This window comes from Brevibacillus sp. TJ4 (assembly GCF_044627595.2).
In the GTDB taxonomy this organism is placed as follows: domain Bacteria; phylum Bacillota; class Bacilli; order Brevibacillales; family Brevibacillaceae; genus Brevibacillus.
Map to the genome: position 1 here is coordinate 344,834 of NZ_CP185865.1, position 24,622 is coordinate 369,455.

Below are 24,622 nucleotides of genomic sequence, written 5' to 3' on the forward strand. Positions count from 1 at the left end.
AGCGACACAGGTGTCACAACAGTGTATGCAAAAAGTGGCAAGTTCCAGATTTTTCGTGTACGAAACATTTTTCTGTGTTATAGTGTTTTTGGATCAGTCTGTTCCATCTTTACAAGTAAAAGGAGTGGATCAAATGAACTTTCCATATTCGACGAAAAAGTGGATGAAGCTTGGGATGGCAGCTTTTTTAACGACAGCGATCGGAGTTGGAACGCTGACGGCATCAGCCAATACAACAGAGAACGCGGCAAACGCAAACAATGAAGCAGCGACAGAGACGCCGCAATCTGATGCGCCTGCGACTGCGGAAGGTACGGATACGGCTGAGGAACAGGCGGCTGCCGATGAAGAGACAAGTGCAGCCCAGCCGACTGCTGTAGAAAACACCTCACCGGCGAATACAGCCAACACACCGGCTGCAAACAATAGCGCAACTTCTGCTGCGGTAGAAGACCTGACGCTGGAACGGGCGATCGAGCAAGCACTCGAAACCAATGTGACTTTGGAAAACGCTCGGCTGAACAAGAAAAATGCAGATATCAACTACAGACTCTCGTACCCGACACCTGCGAAAATGCCGGAAGAGGCAATCGAGACTCTGAGCGCCGCACAAGCCAAATACGTCCAGCAAGAGACACAGGACCTGAACAAAAAGCTGAACGAGCTGAATCTGGCTGTAACAGAGAGCAAGATCAAGCTGGGCGCACAGCAGCAATACTACGATCTGGTTTACGCCATGGATGATCTGGAGCTGAAAAAGAAAAGTCTGGCTCGTGCACAAGCACAGTTAAAAGTAGCCCAGGCCGCCTTTGACGTAGGAACAAAAGCGAAGACTGACGTATTGCAGGCCGAAATGGGCGTAGCCTCTGCACAGGCTGCACTCGTATCCGCCGAGAGCGCTCTGGAAATTGCCCGCATGAATCTGAATGATTTTCTGGGTGTAGATTTGAACAAGAAGTGGAACATCGTGCCCGAGCACAAGCAGACAGCGAAAATTACAAAAACGCTGGAGCAAGCCCAGCAAGAGGCTCTCTCCAAGCGTGTAGAGCTCGTCCAGGCAGAAGGCGAGCTGCAGCTGGCTGAAGTGAACGTACAGGTGATTGAAAAGTATTCCGCCTTGTCTACTTACCAGGGACGCATTGCCCGCAACAACGTGGAAACAGCCAAGCTGGCGATTGAAGAACAAAAACGTGCCGTGAGCAAGGAAGTGGCGCAAGCGTACTTCAATCTGAACTCTGCGCTGCAGGCGATTGAATTCCAGAAAAAAGCGATGGAGTCTGCGGCAGAAAGCTACCGTCTGACCAACCTGCGCTATGAGAACGGACTTGCCACTACGCTGGAAGTGATCCAGGCAGAGGAAGAGCTGGCCAACCGCGAGAACCAGTACCAACGCGCGATCCAGACATACAACCTGGCAGTGGTCAATTTTGATACAGCACTAGGAAACTGAGATAAATTTTTTTAAAAATGATCGGAATTGGAAAAAGGTTCATGGATGACATCCGCCAAAACGTGCCCTATAATACGGTATGTGGCGGATGTCACTTTTACATATTGACCGTGAAATACGTCCACAAAAATCTTTAAACTTTTTTTCCGAGGTACCGCAACTTTTGCAAAGCTGAGGCGTTTAATAGGATGTCACACGAAAAACGGGGAATTGTGTAAAAAAGATTCACGAATTCTAGCAACTGTGTTACACTAGTGATTGTCCATTTTACACAATACTGACTATACTAGAGATTTTTAACACGGATTAAAGCGACGCTTTCCTGCGAAAGGAGGTGACACGCGCTTGCAGGATTCGGGCTTTAAAAAGAAAGATAGATTATCAACGAATATTCCCCAAGAACAATTTGTTTACCCTAGAGGAGGAGAACACAAGGTTATGAAAAAGGTTGTTAACAGTGTACTGGCCAGTGCTCTGGCACTCTCCGTTGCACCAATGGCATTCGCTAATGAAGATGCAACGACAACAACAGCTCCTGCTATGGACGCTGAACTGGAGAAAGTTGTAAAACGTCTGGAAGCACTCGGCTTGGTTGCTGGTTATGGAAACGGCGACTACGGTGTGGAAAGAACCATCACTCGTGCAGAGTTCGCTACTCTGATCGTGCGTGCTCGTAACTTGGAGCAAGGTGCTCAACTGGCACAGTTCCAATCCAACTTTACTGACGTACACACTTCCGACTGGTTCTCCGGTTTCGTTAACGTAGCGGCTGGTCAAGAAATCGTTAAAGGTTTCCCTGACAAGTCTTTCAAACCGCAAAACCAGGTTACTTACGCTGAATCCGTAGCGATGATCATTCGCGCTCTGGGACATGAGCCAGCAGTTCGTGGCGAATGGCCAAACAACTACATCGCAAAAGCTTCCGAGCTGAACATTGCGAACAACATCACAACTCCAAATGTTGCAGCAACTCGCGGCGATGTATTCAAAATGCTGGATAACGCTCTCCGCGTAAAACTGATGGAGCAAATCGAATACGGTACTGACATCCGTTTCCAAATCACGAACGAAACACTCCTGACTCGTTATCTGGATGTAACTGTTCGCGATATGGATTGGGCTCGCGGTACTAACAATCGTGACGCTGAAGATTTGCCAGTTGTTACCAACGTACCGGTTGTTGGACTTGGCAAGCTGAAAGCCAACGAAGTAACCTTGGATGGCCGCAATGCTGACCTGGGTTCCAGAACTACTTACAAAGTAGCTGACAGCATCAATGCAAACGACTACGCTGGTCAACACGTACAAGTTTGGATCAAGAACGATTCTGACAACACCATCGTTTGGATGGAAGGTTCCACTGAAGAAGAAGTTGTTATGGACCGCGTTGGCGGATTCTTCTTCAAAGGAAAAGACATGAAAGGCAAACCAGATAGCCTGGAAGACGATCGCGATCTGGCTGACCTGCAAATCGAACTCGATGGAAGCGGCAAGAAATACCGTTTCAGCGAGGACACTCAAGTTACTTACAACTTCAACCCTGCTGACGATCAAGAGGAAGCAGTTGAGTACCTCCAAGAAGTAATCAAGGACGATCTGCCATACGCTGTGAAAATCGTTCTGGATAACAGAAACGAAATCAGCTACATTCACATCATTGACGATGTAACAATGAACAAAAACGTCACTGAAGTGAAGTATGGTTCCAAAGTGATCAACCGCATCAACACAAGCAGCAAACGCATCACCAACCTGGACAGCAAGAGCTTCTCCGAATTGGAAGATTTGGAAGAAGGAACTGACTTCCTGGTATTCATCAACAACGAACCAGCATCTTTCGCTGATCTGCAACCAATGGATGTATACAATGTATACTACGCAGACGGCCAAGATGACAAACTGCTCGTATTCGCTACTCGTAACGTAGTAGAAGGCGAAGTAGAAAGAGTATCGATCCGTTCCGATGAAGACCATCGTCTGGTAATCGGCGGTAAAACATACCGTGTCCGCAACGGTCACTCCACTTATTCCGATGACGGTAACAACGACATTATCGACATCACAAAATCCAACCAAGATCTGCTGAAAGATCTGGATGGCGAAGAAGTGAAGCTGTACCTGGATGCTTCCGGTCGTATCCGTCACATCGAAACAAAAGACGACATCACTGACCGCAAATTCAAAGCGATCGTGACTAGAGCTGCTACCTACAACGGTGGAGAATTCAACTTCACTGTATACAATGAAAAAGGATCCAGAGTCAGAATCGATATCGATCCAAGAGACATCAGAGACGCTGACAACGACCGCGTTGACGAAGATCTGATCGAATCCCTGCTCACTCCTGCAGATGCAGATGGCAACGTGAAGCCTATGCTGCTGGAAGTTACTTTGGATAAAGACGGCGACGCTACCAAAGTACAAATCCTCGACGAGAACCCTGTTAAGTTCTCCGGTAACTGGAATAATGCTGCTGACGAAGACGACGATCTGTTGACAATCGGCGGAAGAGCATACGAAGTAACTAGCGACACTGCTATCTTCGACATGTCCGGCGGTATCAGCGGCAAACTGCGTCCTGAGCTGCAAAAACCAAAAACCCTCAAATGGAAAGATATCGCAGATGAGGACGATGTGGTTGTATACTACACTCTGGACGAAAGCAACCGTGAAGTTCAAGCAGTATTCGTAGTTGATGGCACTGGCCTGAGCGGCGACTTCCTCTTCGGTCAAGTTCTGGAGATGGGTACTCGTGGCGGCACAGACGAAATCACAGTCCTGACAAAAGATGGCGAAGAAGTAAAATCCGTCACTTACAAACTGGACGATGATGTAGAAGACCTGAGAGACAACGGTATCAGAACTGGTGACTTCATTGCATTCCAACTGAACAACGCTGACGAAGTTATCGTTGACGATGTAATCGAAGTTGTAAACCGTGCTGACGATATCGAACAAATCGGTCTGCTGTCCGAAGACGATTGGGCTTTCGCTGACATCTCCAAAATCGTTGTTGGTCAAGTTGCTGACGTAGACAAAAACCGTGTGACTATTGCCCATGATGAAGAAGGCGATGTTACTGAAGAGTACTTCACTCGCAGCAGCACTGTATACTTCGACGCTTACAACAGCAAAGCAGATGACGGTGTTGATGAAGGCGACTTCGTAATCATGATCCAAACTGACAGCGATGGCGACCGCTTCGACTTCGTACTGCAAATCAATACGCAGCGTGAAGTAGACAGATACGACCTGAACACTGATGAGTTCTGGGCAATCGCTGCAGAATTGGCACCTGGTGATGGTGAAGATCCAACTGACGATCCAACTGAAGAACCAACAGAACCAGTTCCATCTGACTTCGATGCTATCGAAGATGAGTTGGAAGGTACCTATGCAGCAATCGTTGGTGGAGTGAGTGCTTACCAAGTAATCGCTACTCTGAACGACGGCATCAGCGAAGATGACATCGATACTGTAGAACTCTACGTAAACGGTGAAGTCGTAGAAGATGCTCGCATTGAAGTGGCAAATGGCCAAATCAAAGTGCAATTTGTCTCTGATGTAGCTGTTACTTCCAGCAAACTGGTAGTAAAAAATGCTGATGGTGAAGCTGACGAAGCAGAAGTAACTTATAAAGAAGCTTAATTGCCTTCTGCACGGAAATGTAGTTAGGGATAAGGCATAAAGGGAGCGTTCCCTTTATGCCTCTACATACCCTAAGAGATAAATACTCGCACTCTAATAATTGTATGGAGGGGTAGTACGTGAATAAAAAGCTTGTCCTTTCTGTTCTGTCAACAGCCGTTGTTGCAAGCATGGCATCTTCTGCATTTGCCGCACCTAAGGATGGTGTCTACCTCGGTGGTTCCCATCTTAAGCTTTACTCCGTCGACACGCTGCTGAACATGAATAGTGAAACAAAAGAAGCTTATAAAACTGCATTTGCAACAAGCGATTTTAAACAAGTCGTTTTTGTTAACCTGGATGGAACAGGTGCGACAATTGATGAGATTTTGACAAAAGGTTTCAAAGAAGCAACATCTGAACCATTGAAAAAATCCGACTTTGCTGATTCTTACACTGTCGTAAATCCCGATGGTACAGAAGCTGGCACTTACAACCCACAAGATGAGATTGAAGAAGAAGCAGGGGAGCTCGTTGTTGAGGGTGTAACCTCTATCAGCAAAGCGGGTGTAACTGTTGCAATCACCAAACTGGCTGCAGACCTTGAAGGTGCAACCATCGAGGTGAAAGATAACAATGGTAACGTAGTCGAAGTTAAACCATTGAATCTGGTTGTTAATGAAACGGTAGCTACATTCGAATTCAAAACAGCTTTGACTGCTGATCCAACTGGTGTTTGGACAGTTGCGGGTATTTCTTTCGATGCAGATGCATATGCAAAACTCGAAAAAATTAACGCTGCTAATGCAGAACTGGCTCTGTACAATGCTTTGACAGAAGCAGGCATTGCCAATCTGAAAGTTGAAAATGCACCTGCATACATTGCGGAAAAACTCGATAAGACTGAAGCATTTAAATCTTTGGAAGAAGTGCAAGCATTTGTTGATAAAGTAAATGCTGACCAAGCTTCTGATGCAGAAAAAGCTGCACAAGTGGAAGCGTTGGTAAAAGCACTTGAAACTACTAGTCAGGTAGCAATCTTGAACGCACTTGCTCCATGGGCACAAGTCAACCCAGAATATATCAGTGACTACGCAAGTGATTTGGCTGCTGTAACTGTTACCGATACATTCGATGATGTTCAGGATATTATTAATACAACTAACATCACTAATGCTGGTACTTTGCTGAACGATGCATTTACTGAATCTAAGCGTGAAGCTTATAACAAAGCTGTCACTGCTGTAAGCTTTGTGCGTGCAGATGATCCAGAAGATCCTGACGATAAAGTAAAAGCTGACATGCAAGAAGCACTTGAGGTTCTTAACCTTCTGTTGAATGTGAAGGAAGCTTCGACTGCAGCTCAATTTGCAAATGCATACAACGCTCTGGTTGCAAAAGTTAATGACAAAACTATCATTGGGGACGAGGTATTCTATACTGACTTGCGTCCTCAGTACATGGAAGCTACCAAAGCTCAGCCAGCAGGTGTACCTGAGACTGTAACGACTCCAGAAGACATTGAGGATGCTATCGTTGCAGTAAACACTAAAAAGCGTGCTGAACTCTATAATGCAGTTGCTGAAGTCAGTGATACTGCAGGTTCTGAAACCAAAACAGCAGATGTTCTGAAAAAACTGCAAGACTTTGCAGCTTATGTTCCAAACAAAGCTGACTTTGACATCAGCACTGTATCCACTACTGATGACAGACTGAAAGCATACAGAACTGCATTGGCTGCTTTGCCTTCACTGACAATCGATTCTTCTTTGACAGAAGGAGACGTTGCAACTGCTATCGCTGATGTGAAAAATGCTATTGATACTGTAAATGGTACAGCAGTCGGAACACCGTTGGGCAACATTGAGAACTTCGACTCTAGCGATGCTACGACTTTCCCTAACGGTGTAACCGATCCAGCTCAAGCGTTGCTGACTTACTTGAAACACAAAGAACTTGCACTTGGTAATGTTGTAGATGCTAATGCTGAACTTTACCTGGCAAATGAAGCTGATTTCAAAGCAGCTGCTACAGTGGGTGCAGGTACCGCTGCTGATGCTATTAAAGCTGTGAAAGCTTTGGTTGCAGACCTGAACCAGGTAGCAATCATTAACAAGGCTAAATCTGCTACAGAGGTACACGATGCTCTGATGGCTCTTGCGTTGCCAGACTATCTGAATGTTACAAGTGCCGACAGACTGACAGTAGCAGAATCACTCCTTGAAGTTGTTCAAGACGATGCTTTTGTTGAGTATGAGTCTAAAGCTGACGTAGCTGCTGACGTGGCAACTATTACAGCCGATCGTGCTGCTGCAATTGCTGCAGTAAACGCATTGCTGCCAGATACAGATATTACTGATGTAATTGACGCACTTGATTTGGTAGGCTACAAAGCGTTTAGCGATATGTCTGCAGCTGATAAAGCACTGGTTGCTGAGAAATTTGCTGAAGCACTTGAATTCAACGCTGATGGAACTGCACTGAAATCTCCTTACAGATCTTTGGCAGCTATCAAAGCTCACATTGACGCGGCTATTGCTGCTCAATAAGGGGAATAGCTTTCGAGTTTAGAAGGCAAGAAAAAACTAACCAAAAGGTTAGTTTTTTCTTTTTTATTGTGGACCTAAATAAACAAATACTAGACGATAGTTTATATGGAAAAATGCGGAGCTTTACCCGAACGAAGATTTTCTTTTTATAGCGACAAGCTATCCGTTATAATGAAACAAGGTCATCTACAGGGAGGCTTTTCAAATGATTGATACTAGATTCTTGCCATTAACTGTGGCGGACACATTAAAGGAATCGGTTTTGTTTGATGATCCTATGGACATTACTTTTACAGGATTCGTTGATGAAAAAAGCTTATACTCCCGAGTTAATAAGATGTTGATTGAACTCGAAATCTCAGATGATATACGCTTGCTGGAGTTGGAAACGATTATAAGATTATCAAAGCAATTTCCGTTTGCGTGTGAAGAGCAAGATGAAGTTCTAACGCGTATTGACTCGCTGCAACGCCTGTACAAAGCAAAGCAGGAATTGGATGCAGCAGATACAAAGAAAAAAGCTAAGCAAATACGCAATTTTATTGCATCTGTTCCGACGTGCCCCCTCAAGAAACATGTGCTAGCCAAGCTTGATTCATTGGAACAGATGCTTCCAGAGGAAACACCGGTCGAGACAGACGCAGTACCAACAAAAGTCCAGTTATTGACGAACAAGGCTCTCGAAGAAGCCGGGGATGTCTTCGTGAATTTAGGAAAATACGGAAGGAACTATGTAATTTCAGAGGTTCTTAAAGATTTTGGAGATAAATCGGGTGTAGAGCATATAACGGATTATGCAGTCAGAATAGAACAACAGGTGCAATACTTGGCTGAGGTGAATGACTGTAATGAAATGATTGCTAGACTTGACCAATTACCTCTTGCGTCGTTCCATGGATTGGAAAGCAATAGAAAAGAAAAGGTTGCTGCACTTCTCATAAAAAACAGCAAGTGGAGCGGGCTTTTATCCCTTGATCGAACAATTTCTCAATTGAATCGGAAAATGATAGAGGAAGAATCGACATTGCCCGACAATCGATTTAGTGTAGAACTTCAAGATGGCAGTGTTGCGGCTACTACTCTCGATGAGAAGTATATGAAACTCTAAACAATTCCTGCGTTTTGCTACTCGTATCTCGCATGTAAACATCCTTAATACAGTTTATCGTTTAATCTGGTAAAAATATGGTTTTTTTATGATTATGTTAAACTGGGGGCAAGTATTTAGTTAGAGCCAGTTTCCATCACTGACTGGGAGGTGCAGTTGATGTTCGAGAACCAAAACAATCCGTTGGTTTCGATTATTTTCCCTGTTAAAAATGAGGGAATCCATCTGAAGAATACGCTTGATTCCTTGCAGAATACGAAAACAGATGTACACTTCGAAGTCATTGTCGTGGATGATGCATCGGAGGACGGGTGCTGTGATTTTCTCGCCAACCACGACTACTCGTTTGCTGTTACGACATTTCGAACAGTAGGATTGGGTGCCGCGAGAGCGAGGAACGCTGGCGCGGAGAAGGCAAAAGGAACCTATTTTATTTTTTGCGACGCCCACCTGTTCTTCGAAGACTACTGGATCGAAAAATTGCTTGATCCCATTGAAAATGGGATTGCGGATGGGGTCTCTCCGGGAATTGCTGAACATGACAACCCTAAGTCAGTCGGATACGGTTATTTTCTTTCGCTACAGGATCATACATTTAAAGCGAAGTTAAGCGGAAAAAATGTCGTTCCCAAGGACAAGAGCCCGTTCGAAACAGCAGGGCTGCCAGGCGGTTGTCTAGCGATCTCCAAGCGCGTATTCGACGATATCGGGGGCTTCGACAGAGGCTTTATCGTCTGGGGACACGAGGATTTCGAGATTTCGTTGAAGATGTGGCTGTTTGGGTATACATGCTATGTCCAGCCTCAGGTAACAATCTTGCATGTGTTTCGTAAGGCTTTTCCATATACAGTTTCCACCAATCATGCCGACTTTAACATGATGAGAATGGCCTACAGCCACTTTAGCGAAGAACGGATCGAAAAATGCAAGAAGTTTATACGTGTGCGTGAAAAAGCGGACCGCATCATTGAACTGGTGCTGGAGAAAGACGCTTTGAAACAAAGGGAAGAGTATTTTGCCCGCAGAAAGTACGACGACGATTGGTATTTTAAGCGGTTTAACATCGACTTTTAACTGTATCTGCGAAAATGAATCTGCCCCGCGGTCATTTGAATGATCATGGGGTTTTTGCGTTGACTGAGGCTTTGCCTGTACATAATCAATCGACCACACTACATAGAATTGGAACTTTTGGCGCATTTTTTCCCGTCACAGACTCTCCGATATGTAGAGTAAGAGGTATCCATCTCCAGGGAGGGAACAGATATGAGAAAATTGATGACATGCAGTCTGGTGATTGCACTGCTGGCGGTCTCGCCGATCGCGTCAGTACATGCGGAGAAACCGGCGAAGGAGGCAGCAAAAGGGGGCAACGAGAAGCAGGAGAAACCCGGAAATTCCGACAAGGCCGGCAAGCCAGAGAAAAACGAGAAAGCCGAACAGTCTGCCAAACCGGACAAATCTGCCAAGCCGGACAAACCCGGCAAGCCTGATACCACAGGAAAACCAGAGAAAGTCGAGAAGCCAGAGAAAGCGGATGGAACTAATGAGGGCGAAATGACAGAAGAGACCCCGACACCAGAAGAGGGGACCAGCGAAGAGCCAGCCGCTGTACCACAGCCGTCCAAAAAAGACCAGGTACTGCAAGCAGTAAAGACGAAAAAAGAGCTGATCGAATTGCGTCAGCAGCTCAAACAGACAACCGAACTCACCGCCGAGCTGAAAGCCAGGTACGAAGAACTGTCCAGTTTGCTGGAAGAGCAGGCGGAGCTGCAGCAGGCACTGGAAGTCCAGAAAGAACTGCTGAATCGCTTTTACCAGCCGGGTAATAGCGAACTGTACGGCAAGCTGGGCAAGCTCTATGAGAAGAACGGCGAGAAAGGGCTGAAAACCTTCGTCAACGGCAGCGAGGTCGAAATGGACATCGAGCCATTTATCGAAAAAGGACGCGCAATGGTGCCTGTCCGTGCAATCAGCGCGGCTTTGAAAGCAGAAGTCGAGTGGAATGCACAGGAGCGGATCGTGACGGTTGTTCGTGGGGAAACGACGATTACGCTCTATCTCGACAAGCAGGAAGCGATGGTCAATGGCGAAACGATCGCTCTGGATACGCAGCCTGTGATTAAAAACGGACGAGTGTTCCTGCCGCTGCGCTTTATCGGTGAGACGCTGGAGGCGAATGTTCGCTATCAGGAAGAAGGAAGCCTCGTCATCATCGAGGAATCTGGAGACACGGCAGAAGGCGCGCAGCCAGTAGTGGAAGCAGACGACGTGGAAGAACCGGATCACGACGAGCAGGGCTCTGAACTTTCCGCTGGTGAGGACAATGACAGTAGAGAAACGAATGTAGAAGAAGAGACTTCGGAGACTGTCTCGGAGTAAACGAGTGATACAGCCTATCGCAACAGATGCGGTAGGCTGTTTTGATTGAAGAACCGTACAAAAATTTTGGCGTCCCCCTGCTATCATTTCCTATACTTCTAGGTAGAGAACAGGAAAAACGTAGTGTGGGAGAGGGGAATCAAATACGTGCGAGACATCCGAAGTGTACTAGTCGGGCTGTTTGTTGCAATCGCTATCTGCTATTCGGCCATGCCTTCTGCCGCGCTGGCCGATCAGGGAGAAGCAGACGAGCAGAAGCTGTTGGGGGTAAGTGAAAGCGGAGAGTACATCGTGAAGCTGCGAGAGGGAGTGCGCTACAGGACGATGGCCTCCTTTTCGTTCCGTGAGGATGTCTCCTATGTGCAGGCTGACAGGGAATCGGTGCTGCTCAAAGTTTCGGCGGATGAGCAGGAGCAAGTATTGGAGTCACTGGCGGCTGATCCTTCCGTGGAGTACATCGAGCCCAATATTCGCATGTACAAGGCGTCAGTGGCAGATGAACCGTACTTTGCCGAGCAATGGGGCCTGCTGGCGATCGAAGCGCCGCAAGCATGGGGGCAAGCTGATATCCGTGCAAAAGCAATCGTCGCGGTGCTTGACACCGGCGTGGATTACACGCATCCTGACCTCGCCGGCCGTGTCGATACCAGACGTGACCATGACTATGTGAACGGCGACGATGACGCCATGGATGACGATTACGATGGACACGGCACCCATGTAGCGGGAATTATTGCCGCGAAAGTAAACGGCCAGGGTATTGCCGGGGTGGCGGGGCGAGCAGATGTACAAATATTGCCGCTCAAGGTATTGGATGAGCAGGGAGCAGGATACATGTTCCATACTGCGCTGGCGATTATGGACGCTGCTGATCTGGGAGCCGACGTCATTAACCTGAGCCTCGGCGGTGAGCTCGATGATGGTCAGGAAGCCCGGTTTCTTCAGGAAGCGATCGATTATGCGAACAAGAAAGGCTCACTAGTAGTCGCTGCGGCCGGAAATGAAGGAGACGATGTCGACAGGTACATTCCTGCCTCCCTGGCTGGTGTCATTGCTGTCAGCGCCGTGGATGAAGAGTTGTCGTTTGTCCCCTTTTCCAACAAAGGGACAAGTATTGCGCTGTCCGCCCCCGGCGTGAATATCTGGAGTACGGTTCCGGGCGGGGAGTATCGGCCGATGACAGGGACATCGATGGCTGCACCGTTCGTCTCCGGGACGGCAGCGCTGCTCGTCGCGCAGGACCCGAAGCTGCGCGTGCGGGAAGTAACGGAACGCCTGAGGGAGACAGCGGTCGATCTGGGGAGAAAAGGGAAGGACAGCCATTATGGCCACGGTCTCGTCAACGCACATCGGGCGCTGACCTATGCGGCACAGCCAGTAATACCAGTCAGGTTGACGGCAAGCCACTCTGGCCTGTCACTCAAGCCTGGAGGAAGTGCGTCTTTGACGATCACGGCGGTATACCCGGATCAATCGGTGCAGGATGTCACTTCTGAGGTGTTGTGGCAATCCGGAGATGAAGAAATCGCTACTGCTGAAAATGCAATTGTTACTGCCCGCGGAGTAGGCAAGACGAGTATCACCGCCTACTATGCGGATAAAAAGGTGGTCATTCCTGTCTCTGTCGTGGTAACCAAGCTGGAGGCATCTGAGGTACGGCTGACGATGAAGCCGGATGGTGAGACGCTATTGACGATTTGGGCGACGTACGGTGACCAGACGACGGAACAGGTAGCAGCCGAGTCGATTGTCTGGAAGTCGAGCAACAGGCGGATCGCGACCGTACAAGCTGGAGTCGTCACAGCCAACAGCACCGGGTATGCGACGGTCTCGGCCAGCTACGGCGGGAAAACGCTCAGTATTCCGGTACGTGTGCGCTTGACGAAGCTGACTATCGAACCGAATGAGGTGATGATTAAGCCGGGCGAGTCTGTACCGCTCTTCCTCTACGCTTACGATGGGAATGTACGCGAAGCGGTGAAGGCAGAAGCATGGCAGACAAGCAACCCCCGAGTCGCTGTTGTGGAAGGCGGAGAAGCCGTGTTCAAAGGATTTGGCAGGGCTACGCTTACGGCCAGCTACAGAGGGGAGACGGCGCGTGTCAGTGTGGATACGAGCCTGCGCAAGCTGCACACGGAAGAGACGAGACTTGTACTGAAGCCTGGGGAGACGTATCGTCCGGTGATTGTTGCCACGTACCATGACGGCTCCACGAAAGAGGTACGGCAACAGATCGAGTCGTGGAAGTCGTCCAACGAAAAGGCAGCCATCGTAGACCAGGATGGTACGATAACGGCGATTCAGGCGGGCATAACCGGCATCACCGGCGAATACGGCAAAAAGCAGGTAAAAATCATTGTCGAGGTCGTCAGATAACATGCTTGTCAGACATAGTGGCGAAGAGAGGGCTTGAAGATTGCAAGCCCTTTTTTGGCATGTTCAGGCAATTCCCTCCATTCCTTGACATTCATTTTCTCGAAAGGTATCCTTAACAGATATTGCACAGCTTTTGGCAGATCGCAACACGGATGGATCTAGCCCTTGATTGGTCGCCTCAAAACGGCAGAATACCAAGTTTTCGATGTTGCAAAACGATGGTACTATCGCTATAGTGGATGACGAACAGACTCTACATAATAATGTAGAGATAAGTTGGGAGCGACGATATGTTATCCTTCTTGAAAAGTTTACTGGGGAAGACACCCACAACCGATGAGGTACGTGAGCAGTTAAAGGAGGAATCCGTGCTGCCTGCCGATGATGCGGAACCGGCACAGCAGATCGGTGAGGATTCAAAAGTGACGACCTCTCTATCTTTGCACGAATCATGGGAAGAGAGAGTGAGTGCGCAGGAGAGATACGCGCTCTCGTTTATGGCCGAGGAATTGCCGCCATTACCCAAAGGGACTATCTCCATTGTCGGTATGTCGCTCGTACCGCATGATGAGGGTATAGAAGTGACTGCCTTTGTGCGCAATAATACCGAACGTCCGTTACGGCTGGGCACGATTCCGCTGGTCATATTGTTTGGAGAGCAGCAGTTGTTTACCCGTCAGTCCTTTGACTTGTCGGTACTTGGGGAAATTCCGCCGCATTCGGCCAGACCGTGGTCTTTTGTATTTGCACGGGAGCATTTCATACAGGTGAATGTGCTTCTGACCGATTGGAAAATCGCCTTTGAGACGGCGGAGAAAAAGCTGTCCTTGCCGCTGGAACTGGAAGAGTCCTGGGTCCAGTCGCTCGGTGACCAGGAAAAGCAGATGCTGACCGAACTGGCTGAACGGTTGCCTGCCGTGAAAGCCGGCGAAGTAAACATCCATAGTGTTCAGGCCCGTAAAATGGAAGACGGTGCGCTCCACGTAATTCTTTTGATTCGCAACGGCTCCGCACGGTCTATCAACTTTGACAAGCTGCCGCTCGAGATTTACGATGCGGACGACGACAAAGTGGCGCACGGACTGTTTGAACTCGGTACCTTTATCGTCAATTCTGGCACGAGCAAACCGTGGCTGTTTATTTTCCCGAAAGAAAGCATCCAGAAGGAAGATGCCGATTTGTCCCGCTGGAAAGCAATCGTCCCGCTGGGGAAAGAACAGAAGGCATAATGAATGGCACCACGTTTGCAAGCCATTTGAAAAATCACTATTATGGATAATGTGAAGAGCTTTGCCCTGCACAGGGCAAAGAAGGAGGTAATCGTACATGTTGTCATTTTTCAAGAACTGGCTGGGGAAAGAGGCCGGAAAAGACATTCGTTTGGAAGACCTGAAAAAAGATATCCAAGAGGAATCGACTATTGAAGTCGAAGAATTGAATGTGAAAGAAGCAGAATTCGAGGCTGAGGCTGTTGAGGAGCCGAAGAAAGCAACTTCGGGACGCATCCGGACGGAGCTTTCCCTGCATCCGGCATGGGAGCAGCAGTTGGACGCCGAGAAAAAATACGCGCTGCGCTTTTTGGAGTCCGAGCTTCCAGAGATGATTCCAGGCATGATCAGCGTGACTGGATTTAGTATGATTCCAAGCGAAGCCGGTCTGACGGTTGCACTGTTTTTCCGCAACTCGACAAACCGTCCGGCACGCATCAAAAACATCCGCCTGGCTGTGTTCCTGGATGAACAGCCGTTTGCCCGCATGCGTGTAAACCTGGAAGAGATGGGTGCGATCCCGCCACATACGAGCCGTCCATGGGAGGTATTCTTCCCGAAAGAAAGCTACCTGCATGACAACTTCACCTTCAAGAGCTGGAAGGTTGTTATGAAGGCCGGGAAAAGCACGCACGTATGGCCGAACACACTGGAGCTTGACCCGGATATGGAAAAACAGCTCACAGAAAGACAAAAAGACCGCCTGGAAACGCTTGCCTACAAATTGCCGCCAATTCCGGTCAATACTGTGCATGTGACGGGCTTCGATATCGGAAAAACAAAATCCGGCCAACTGGTTGCTGCTATCCTCATCCGCAATGGGCTGAATGAGGTATACAAGCCGAAGAAGCTCCACATTGAAATTACCGATATGGAAGGCGATGTTGTAGCCAAAGGAAACGTAGACGGCAGCAAAGTAATGGTGCAGCCGGGATACAGCCGTCCATGGCTTGTCGTATTCCCTCCAGAGGCGGTACTGAAGCCGGATGCAAACCTGCACAGATGGCTGCTGAAGGTTCGCTAAGCGCTTTTTGATTGGATTGGAAGGGGAGGTTGACATATGAGTTGGTTGTTGGAAAACTGGTTTGGTTCAAAGGAAAGTCTGGAGCAGGTACGGGAAGATATCCGTGGAAACTTGCAGGGTGAGGTGTACCTGGGACTCTCCGGCATCGAGAACCCGGAGCAGTCTTCGAATCGCGTTCCGTCTGAAAACCTGTTTGTGCTGATGAACGGACCGTGGGAAAGTGCACTGGACGAGACCGAATCAGAGCTGTTGCAATACATTCACAATGAATTGCCTCCGATCGTACGGGATGAAGTAGGGATTTTTCCTTTCTACACCCAGGTGACGGCAAAAGGCTATCTCGTGCTCGCTTATATTCGCAACGCTACAGACCGCAGTGTACTGCTGCAGAAGCTGACGTTGTCTCTTTCTACGCCTGAAGGCGAAGTGGTTTGTAAAAAAGTCTTTGATATGATTCCGTTCGGTCCGGTTGGCGACATGTCGAGCCGCCCGTGCGAATTACTGTTCCGATGGGAAGAGTTCAGCAAGATCCCGGATCAGGAGGTGCCGCTTATGCTGTCCTATACGAGAACAGAACGGCTCCCCAAATTGGTCACCACTAGCGAGCAAGGCGGCCTGGACGACAGCCAGTTGGAACAATACTCGCAAAAGGTTGCGGAATTGGAGCCATTGGCAGACGGGCAAGTTGATCTCCAGGTGCTGGACGTAAAAGCAGGCGACGATGGTGGTCTGAAAGTGGTTGTCGTCTTCCGCAACGGTGTAAGCAAACGTCTGGAGTTCACACAGGTGCCGATCCTGGTGCATGACCAGTTTGGCGAACGGGTGGCGAAGGTGAATTTTACCTTGGAGAACATGAAGGTCGAAGGCAAAAGCCATAAGGTATGGGCGTTCGACATTCCTGCCTCTTCGCTTCGCAGACCGGTTCCCGATCCGGGAATGGTATCTGCGGTGATCCCCAAGGCAGTAGAACAGAAAAAGACGATTACCCGAATTCAAAAGGTAGATAATAAAGGTTTCTTGCAGTAAACGACTACCCCTTTTTGCCGCTGGTGAAAAGGGGTGTCTTTTCACGCATTCCATTTTTTTCCGATATTACATTGCGAACATTCGCTATGTTTCGTATGCTTAATAGACTGGAGTAGAGACTACCCGATTTCCTTACAAGTGCACCATCGTGCAGGAGGGGGAAGGAAGGATTGTATTACATGAAAAAATGGACAGTAGGCATGCTCTCGTTTCTTTTGGCCTTCACACTGCTGCTGGCCGACGTCCGTCCTGTACGGGCCAACGCAACGAGTGATCCGCATATTTCCAATCAGATTCATATCAGCCAGATCAATGCCGACGCGGCTTGGAAAACAGTGACGAGCAACGAGTCGATCTTGATCGCCGTCCTGGATACGGGTGCCGATTACAATCACCCGGATCTGAAAGAGAACCTGGTCCCCGGCGTGAATCTGGTCGATCCGCAGAAATCCGCGCAGGATGACAACGGCCACGGGACAGAAGTCATCGGGGTCTTGGCTGCCAAAGGAAACAACGGCATCGGTGTGTCCGGGGTACTGTGGAACGCACGTGTCATGCCGATCAAGATATTGGACAAGAATGCCGCTGCTGCAAACCTGGACATCGTCGCCAGAGGGATTCACACGGCATTGGATCGCGGTGCCAAGGTGATCCTGATGTCGGTAAGCAGCATGACGTATTCCCAGGCACTGACAGATGCAGTAAATCGTGCAGAAGCACAGGGAGCTGTCCTCGTTGCAGCGAGCGGCAACGAAGGGGATCGGGTCGCGTATCCCGCTGCCTATCCCACCGTCATCGCCGTAGGCGGGGTAAGAGGAAACAACCAGCCGATCTATGAATCCAATATCGGCCCGGAACTAAATCTGATGGCTCCCGGTTTGAATGTATACACGACCAAATTGGGCGGCAAATACGGTTCGTTTAGCGGCACCTCGGCGGCGGCTCCGCAAGTGGCCGGCGCTGCAGCTCTCATCCTGGCGCGCCATCCCAAGCTGACGCCGCTCGATGTACGGCAATTGCTGTATCAGACGGCTACGGATCTCGGGACCCGCGGTTGGGATCGGGAGACCGGCTACGGCCTGCTCAATGTCCACAAGGCAGTAACCAGTCCGATGTCGATGGACTTTCTGGAGCCGAACAACACGCTCTCGTCCGCCAAGGCGTTTCCCATCGAGTCGCAAATCCGGGGCAACCTGGGACCGAATGACACGGTGGACTGGTATTGGATGGACGTCCCCTACGACGGAAAGGTGACATTGCGCGCATCGGTTTCCGTCGGAGTGGCTTCGTCCATTGCCGCTACCTTTTACTCGGAAAACCGCGATCCGATCACGCAATACGTCGGAAATGGCGGGACGCTGACTGTTCCGGCGAAGGCCGGGCGGATGAACATCAAACTCGTGCGAAATGCCGGTGTCTCACAATTTACGTATGTGCTGACGAGCAGCTTCCAAATCAATCCGGATCGTTATGAACCGAATGATACGATGGGGACGGCAAGGCCGCTGGTGGGCAACCAGATCAGCGTAGTTGGAAATTTTCACGGACGAAACGACGAGGACTGGTTCTCCTACTACGTGCGGGAATACGGCCTGCTCGACATCTCGGTCATACCGGACAACAAGCGAATGGATATCGTACTGAGTCTCGGCAAGCAGCAGGGGAACCAGACAACCTGGGACCCGGTCTATGACAACGGCGATCGTGAAGACCCGTCGGAGCGGGTGAAAAAAGAGGTATCGCCGGGCAAATACTACATTCTCGTCCGCGAGTATGAGGGCAATGCAGTGAACGGCGAGTATCAGCTAAATGTAGGATTTACGCCGGTAAAGACAGATGAAAACGAACCGAATGACACATATCGCCAGGCTACCCCGTTGAGCGGTTCGGGGACCATGACGGGTACGTTGCCGACGACAGGTGATTATGACTGGTTCCAGTTCACCGTGTCCACGGAATCGTATGTCACCATTCGCGCACCTTTTATTCCGGTGAAAAGCGGCATGCAGCTTGCGTTGTACAACAGCGATGCCAACTACATGCTCATTTCGACGAACCGGGTAGCGGAGCTGTCGGATCAGGGCAAAGAGATCATCGGCATTCGCTTGCAGCCGGGCAGGTATTACATCCGTTTGAACAGCGCTGTGCCGTTCAAGTACGACACGTATCGTCTGACCCTGCATCAACAGCCGCTGATCGCCGGCTTCCGCGACATTTCCGGACACTGGGCGCGCAGCGAAATCGCCCGTCTCAGCCAAAAAGGAATTGTCAACGGTTTTCAGGATGCGACCTTCCAGCCTGATCGCGCTGTGACACGGGCGGAATTTGCGACGATGCTGATTCAATCGATGAGAGCCAGCGGCAAGCGGGTAGGTACCTATTCAGGCAAGGCGTCTTTTGCCGATTTGCCGAAAAGGCACTGGGCCTACAACAACCTTGGGCTCGCGTATGAACTCGGCATTGTCCGCGGGTATACCAACCGGATGATGAAGCCGGACCAGCCGATCACCCGTGCGGAGATGGCGGTCATGGTGGCGCGGGCGAACAACATCCTGACCAATTCGATTTCGACATCACGGTATCGCGATGTACCGACGAACCACTGGGCTGCTCCTGCGATCGAGGCATTGTCTGCGAGAAGATGGCTGAACGGCTACGGAACCCAGTTCAAGCCAAACGGAATCGCTACACGTGCAGAAGTAGTCGTCGTCCTGGCCAAGGCCTATTCCTTGTAGCGAGTGGGCTGACTGGGGTGCCAGACACGCGAAATCTCTATTGACACAGATAGGAAAAACAATTATCCTATAATCCGTAATGGATACTCTTATCCAGAGCAGGCGGAGGGACTGGCCCGATGAAGCCCGGCAACCGACTAGAGCGGTGCTAACCAGCAGAACGGACATCTGTTCTGGCCGATAAGAGGATGAAGGAAGCATAAAGCGCGCAAACCTTTTCCTCCAGAGAAAGGCGGAAAAGGTTTTTTTTGCCTGCATTTACGTCGATAAAATCCCGACTCGGCTACCACACTATTTGTATGAGGTCAAAGGAGGTCATTTTCTCATGGCTTTGCAAAAAGGTCGTCGTCTGTTCACATCTGAATCCGTAACCGAGGGGCATCCGGATAAAATTTGTGACCAAATTTCTGATTCCATTCTCGATGCAATCCTGGCGAAAGATCCAAACGCTCGTGTCGCTTGCGAAACGTCCGTAACGACCGGTCTCGTTCTCGTCGCGGGTGAAATTACCACCAACACCTATGTCGACATTCAAAAACTGGTGCGCGAAACGATTCGCGAAATCGGGTATGATCGTGCCAAATTCGGATTTGACGCAGATACGTGTGGTGTTATTACTGCTATCGGAGAACAATCTGCTGACATTGCCCTGGGTGTTGACCAGGCGCTGGAAGCACGCGAAGGACAAATGACCGATGCGGAGATCGAAGCAATTGGTGCTGGTGACCAAGGCCTGATGTTCGGGTTTGCTTGCAACGAAACACCGGAGCTGATGCCATTGCCGATCAGCATGGCACACCAACTGGCACGCCGTTTGACAGCAGTGCGCAAAGACGGCACGCTTTCTTACCTGCGTCCGGACGGTAAAACACAGGTTACGGTTGAATACGAAGGGGACAAGCCTGTACGGATCGACACGATCGTCATCTCTACCCAGCATGCTCCCGAAGTAAGCCTGGAACAAATCAAGAAAGATCTGTTGGAACAAGTAATCACGCCTGTTGTGCCGGCTGAACTGCTCGATGCAGAAACCAAGTATTTCATCAACCCGACAGGCCGTTTCGTAATCGGCGGACCTCAAGGAGACGCCGGTTTGACTGGCCGCAAAATTATCGTAGATACGTATGGCGGTTATGCACGCCATGGCGGTGGTGCTTTCTCCGGGAAAGATCCGACAAAAGTGGACCGTTCCGGAGCGTACGCAGCTCGCTATGTCGCAAAAAATATCGTCGCTGCCGGTCTGGCAGACAAATGTGAAGTTCAGGTGGCGTACGCTATCGGGGTAGCTCAACCTGTTTCGATCGCAGTAGACACGTTTGGTACCGGAACGATCGCGGAAGAAGAGCTGGTCAAACTCGTTCGCAAGCATTTTGACCTGCGTCCAGCTGGCATTATCAAACAGCTCGACCTGCGCCGTCCGATTTACAAACAAACTGCTGCATACGGTCATTTCGGCCGCAACGACCTGAATGTTCCTTGGGAGCGCACAGACAAGGCAGATGCTTTGAAGCAAGACGCTGCAAGCCTGGGCTAAGCAAATAGGCAAGGGTCTGGTAGAAACTACCGGGCCCTTTTTGCGTTTATAACGTCTATAGTATAACAATACGTGGTGTAATCTGAGGACGAGTTGTTGGATTGGCATCGATTGGAACGGTGCCGATAAAGGAATTTGATTGATCAGTGTCGAATCCTCATAGATGGAGAAAAGAGGAGGGATCGACTTGCCTAACAAGAGGCTTTTCCTTCTCGTGTTTATGGCATTTTTCCTCGTTGTGGTGTCGGTAGGAGTATTGGCAAGGCCAGAACAAAATGAAAAAAACACGTCTTCCATGCAACCTTCTCCGTCCATTGCAACGTCTATAAACACAAGTGAAACGGTGTTTTCTGAGGCAAACGAAATATCACCTACAGATGCTGATGCGTCTCCGATGCATTGGTATCGCAATCAGGTTGTCGTGTTATCGTATCACCATGTGGATGCGCATTCGGATCAGCCGTTTGCCATTTCACTGCAGCAATTTGCGGAACAGATGTCTTTTTTGAAAGAACATGATCTCAATCCGATTACCTTACAACAATTTTTGCATTTCATGGACACAGGGAGCCTGACTACTCCCAATGCAGTGCTGATTACGTTTGATGACGGTTATGAAAGTTATTACACGGACGCTTTTCCCATATTGCGTACATACGGTTTTCCCTCTGTGAATTTTGTCATCGCAGGTCGGCTGCGTGATGTGGCAGAGCGAAAGCGTGAAAACATGACCCCTCCGCTCACTCGTCCACAGCTTTTGGAGATGCGAGCGACCGGGTTGGCTGAGTTCGGTTCCCACACATACAGCTTGCATGCACAAGAGGCCCGCAATGAATGGGGAGATTTGGGTCCGGTGACTGCGCCTGTTTACCTGGAGGAACTGCAGCGACTCGAGGCCGAGCAGGAATATCGGGATCGTTTGTACGTAGATTTTAGTATGTCTCGAATTGGTTTAAGTGAATGGCTCAATCATCCGATAGAAGTAATATCGCTTCCTTACGGGTACACCAATCCCGTTGTTCAGGAAACAGCAAAGCAAGCGGGATACAAGTACGTCTTCAACTCGAATCCGGGAGTTGTGACAAGCGATACAGACCCTTTTGCGATCCCTCGTTTTGATGTTGGCACGCGTGAAGTGGATATGACGAAGCTCCATCAACTGTTCACGAAAGCGAGAAATTGAAGGAGAGTCATTATGTACAAAACAATCGACATCAGCGTGCTCGATGGGGTTATCAAACGAACAATCGAAACGGTCGAAGCGAGTAAAACACAAATCTTTGAAATAGCCGAACATGCCAGACAGCAAGGAAATGCGATGAAGCTGGACCTCCACGAGCTGCGTCAGGAAATTGCCAAAGTGATTCAAAGAGTAGATGCGCTGGAACTGTCCTATCGCAAGTCGCGCGACCGGCTTGTCCTGGTGAGCCGCAACTTCCATAAATACACGGAAGAAGACATACGCATTGCCTACGAAGAGGCCAGCCGCATACAGGTGGACCTCTCCATTTTCCGGGAACGCGAGAACAATCTGAAGCGCAGACGCAACGATCTGGAGCGTCAGCTTCGCGCCTTGGAGGAAACGATTATCCGGGCGGAAACGCTTGTTTCCCAGATGGGAGTCGTACTTGGCTACCTGACCGGCGACCTGAGCAAAATCGGCGAAGCGCTGGAATCGGCGAAGCAGCATCAACTGATGGGACTGAAGGTCATTCAGGCCCAGGAAGAAGAACGCAAGCGGGTAGCGCGGGAAATTCACGACGGTCCGGCACAGTCGATGGCCAATGTGGTGCTGCGCTCCGAGATTGTGGAAAAGATGCTGAAGAATGAGCGGATTCTGGAAGCGCAAATGGAGCTGCACGAACTAAAAGAGATGGTGCGCATGAGTTTGGCCGATGTGAGGCGAATCATTTTTGACCTGCGCCCGATGGCTCTGGATGATCTGGGATTGGTCCCCACGCTGCAAAAATACATCAGGACATGCGAGGAGCGAATCAAGGCCTCGATCGACCTGGTTGTGTTTGGTGTGGAACCGCCTCTTCGCAGTTCTGTAAAGGCTGCCATGTTCCGCCTGGTGCAGGAATGCTTAAACAATGTCGAAAAGCACGCCCAGGCGAATACGGTGCAGGTAAAACTTGAATTTTTGCAAGACTCCTTCCGGCTGGTAGTGAAGGATGACGGAGTCGGCTTTGACATGGAAAAGAAACTGGTCAAAGGCAAATCATTCGGCCTGTTGGGTATGCAAGAGCGTACACAACTGCTGGAGGGTGAGATGGAAGTCAATTCCGTTCCAGGTGAAGGGACAAAAGTTTTATTCCAAATACCGCTGAAAATATAGCACAACAGAACTTAGACTGGGGGATGAAACATGGACAAAAGCCAACAGGAATTGCGTATTGTGATTGTAGATGACCATCAATTATTCCGCGAAGGAGTTAAGCGTATACTCGAGATGGAAGAAGATTTTAAAGTTGTAGGAGAGGGTGCGGATGGTGGAGAAGCCTTCAAGCTGGCAGAAGAGTACAAGCCGGACGTTCTCCTGATGGACATCAACATGCCCAATATAAATGGCGTGTCTGCAGCGGAAAATGTCATTTCCGTAAGTCCCCAAACCAGAGTGATCATGCTCTCGATCCACGACGACGAGGGTTATGTCTATCGCACGCTTCGCTCTGGAGCCTCCGGATACCTGTTGAAAGAAATGGGTACCAGTGACCTGGTAGAAGCGGTACGTGTCGTAGCAAGCGGGGGAGCGTACATACATCCCAAGGTTACGGGGAAACTGATTGAAGAGTTTCGCCGATTGAGCGAGCAAGAAGGAGCGAGTGAGCGTACCTTCACCATTGAAGAGGGAAGTACCGTCGATCCGAAGATTATTGAATCCCTGACCCGCCGTGAACGGGAAGTGCTGCAACTGATGGCGGAAGGGAAGAGCAACCGGGCGATCGGCGAGTATCTGTTTATCAGCGAGAAGACCGTGAAAAACCACGTCAGCAGCATCTTGCAAAAATTGAATGTACAGGACCGGACACAAGCAGTGGTCAATTCCATCAAAAATGGTTGGGTGAAGCTTTAATTTGTTTCCGTAGGTACCCTAATCAAGCCATCCGGCATACCTTGAAAGCAAGGGGAGGTATGACCGTGATGGCAGAGATGGCAATATGGCTATTGGCGGTATACGTCTGCTCCTCATTGTTGGTTATGCTGCTCGACAGATGGGCCAAACAGATGAGAAGCGGCGTCGAGTATCCGTATGTACATTACCGTTTGCTCGTGCGGGATTCCGAGCAGGTGCTGGAATCGACCGTTCGGCTGTTGTTGTTTCGCTCGTACTGGAGCGGCAAACCCGTCCGCATCACCTTGCATGATGAAGGATCGATCGATGATACACCGCAGATCGCGGCTTTGTATAAGCGTTATCCCTACTGCTGGCTGGACGACGGACAGGACAGCACATCTCGCTCGACGATCATCATCGATTTGCGAAAGAAAGAAGCGGGCGCGTAACAGCAAGCAAGCGGGAAGATATGTGTTTACGAGAAG

16 protein-coding genes and 1 riboswitch are annotated in these 24,622 nt (G+C 49.5%); all 16 genes read left to right on the forward strand.

Translation table 11 applies throughout. From position 1 onward, the window contains the following. Window positions 1-133 precede the first annotated feature (133 nt). Window positions 134-1,450, forward strand: a complete 1,317-nt coding sequence (locus ACAF76_RS01555; RefSeq protein ID WP_400162290.1) for a TolC family protein — start codon at window positions 134-136, stop codon at window positions 1,448-1,450. 345 nt (window positions 1,451-1,795) lie between these two features. Then, complete coding sequence (locus tag ACAF76_RS01560; protein WP_400162291.1) at window positions 1,796-5,098, forward strand: S-layer homology domain-containing protein; 3,303 nt, start codon at window positions 1,796-1,798, stop codon at window positions 5,096-5,098. 119 nt (window positions 5,099-5,217) lie between these two features. Further along, on the forward strand, window positions 5,218-7,626 hold the full coding sequence (locus ACAF76_RS01565) for a hypothetical protein (RefSeq protein WP_400162292.1): 2,409 nt from the start codon (window positions 5,218-5,220) through the stop codon (window positions 7,624-7,626). A 205-nt stretch (window positions 7,627-7,831) separates the two neighbouring features. Continuing rightward, entirely contained in the window at window positions 7,832-8,734 is a 903-nt protein-coding gene (locus ACAF76_RS01570) for a hypothetical protein (protein WP_400162293.1), read from the forward strand. A gap of 159 nt (window positions 8,735-8,893) precedes the next feature. Continuing rightward, window positions 8,894-9,808 (forward strand): glycosyltransferase family 2 protein, encoded by a 915-nt coding sequence (locus ACAF76_RS01575; RefSeq protein WP_400162294.1) that lies wholly within the window; start codon window positions 8,894-8,896, stop codon window positions 9,806-9,808. A gap of 192 nt (window positions 9,809-10,000) precedes the next feature. Then, window positions 10,001-11,116: a stalk domain-containing protein gene (locus ACAF76_RS01580; RefSeq protein WP_400162295.1), complete on the forward strand. Its 1,116-nt coding sequence runs from the start codon at window positions 10,001-10,003 to the stop codon at window positions 11,114-11,116. A gap of 147 nt (window positions 11,117-11,263) precedes the next feature. Beyond that, entirely contained in the window at window positions 11,264-13,492 is a 2,229-nt protein-coding gene (locus tag ACAF76_RS01585; protein WP_400162296.1) for a S8 family serine peptidase, read from the forward strand. 290 nt (window positions 13,493-13,782) lie between these two features. Next, window positions 13,783-14,721 carry an accessory Sec system S-layer assembly protein gene (locus tag ACAF76_RS01590; RefSeq protein WP_400162297.1) on the forward strand — a complete coding sequence of 313 codons (939 nt, stop codon included), beginning with the start codon at window positions 13,783-13,785 and terminating at the stop codon, window positions 14,719-14,721. Window positions 14,722-14,818: 97 nt separating this feature from the next. Continuing rightward, window positions 14,819-15,784, forward strand: a complete 966-nt coding sequence (locus ACAF76_RS01595) for an SLAP domain-containing protein (protein ID WP_400162298.1) — start codon at window positions 14,819-14,821, stop codon at window positions 15,782-15,784. A gap of 36 nt (window positions 15,785-15,820) precedes the next feature. Then, window positions 15,821-16,810, forward strand: coding sequence for an SLAP domain-containing protein (locus ACAF76_RS01600; protein WP_400162299.1), 990 nt, complete (start codon window positions 15,821-15,823; stop codon window positions 16,808-16,810). 179 nt (window positions 16,811-16,989) lie between these two features. After that, the gene (locus tag ACAF76_RS01605; RefSeq protein WP_400162300.1) at window positions 16,990-19,545 is read left to right on the forward strand and encodes a S8 family serine peptidase; all 2,556 of its coding nucleotides are present in this window, start codon (window positions 16,990-16,992) and stop codon (window positions 19,543-19,545) included. 86 nt (window positions 19,546-19,631) lie between these two features. After that, window positions 19,632-19,732, forward strand: a riboswitch (SAM riboswitch). 138 nt (window positions 19,733-19,870) lie between these two features. Further along, on the forward strand, window positions 19,871-21,079 hold the full coding sequence (gene metK, locus ACAF76_RS01610; protein ID WP_400162301.1) for a methionine adenosyltransferase: 1,209 nt from the start codon (window positions 19,871-19,873) through the stop codon (window positions 21,077-21,079). Window positions 21,080-21,266: 187 nt separating this feature from the next. Further along, a complete protein-coding gene (locus tag ACAF76_RS01615) occupies window positions 21,267-22,262 on the forward strand; it encodes a polysaccharide deacetylase family protein (RefSeq protein WP_400162302.1) in 996 nt (331 codons plus the stop codon). A gap of 12 nt (window positions 22,263-22,274) precedes the next feature. Then, complete coding sequence (locus ACAF76_RS01620) at window positions 22,275-23,417, forward strand: sensor histidine kinase (RefSeq protein WP_400162303.1); 1,143 nt, start codon at window positions 22,275-22,277, stop codon at window positions 23,415-23,417. Window positions 23,418-23,447: 30 nt separating this feature from the next. Continuing rightward, window positions 23,448-24,155 (forward strand): response regulator, encoded by a 708-nt coding sequence (locus ACAF76_RS01625; RefSeq protein ID WP_400162304.1) that lies wholly within the window; start codon window positions 23,448-23,450, stop codon window positions 24,153-24,155. 68 nt (window positions 24,156-24,223) lie between these two features. After that, complete coding sequence (locus tag ACAF76_RS01630; protein ID WP_400162305.1) at window positions 24,224-24,586, forward strand: glycosyltransferase family 2 protein; 363 nt, start codon at window positions 24,224-24,226, stop codon at window positions 24,584-24,586. Window positions 24,587-24,622 lie beyond the last annotated feature (36 nt).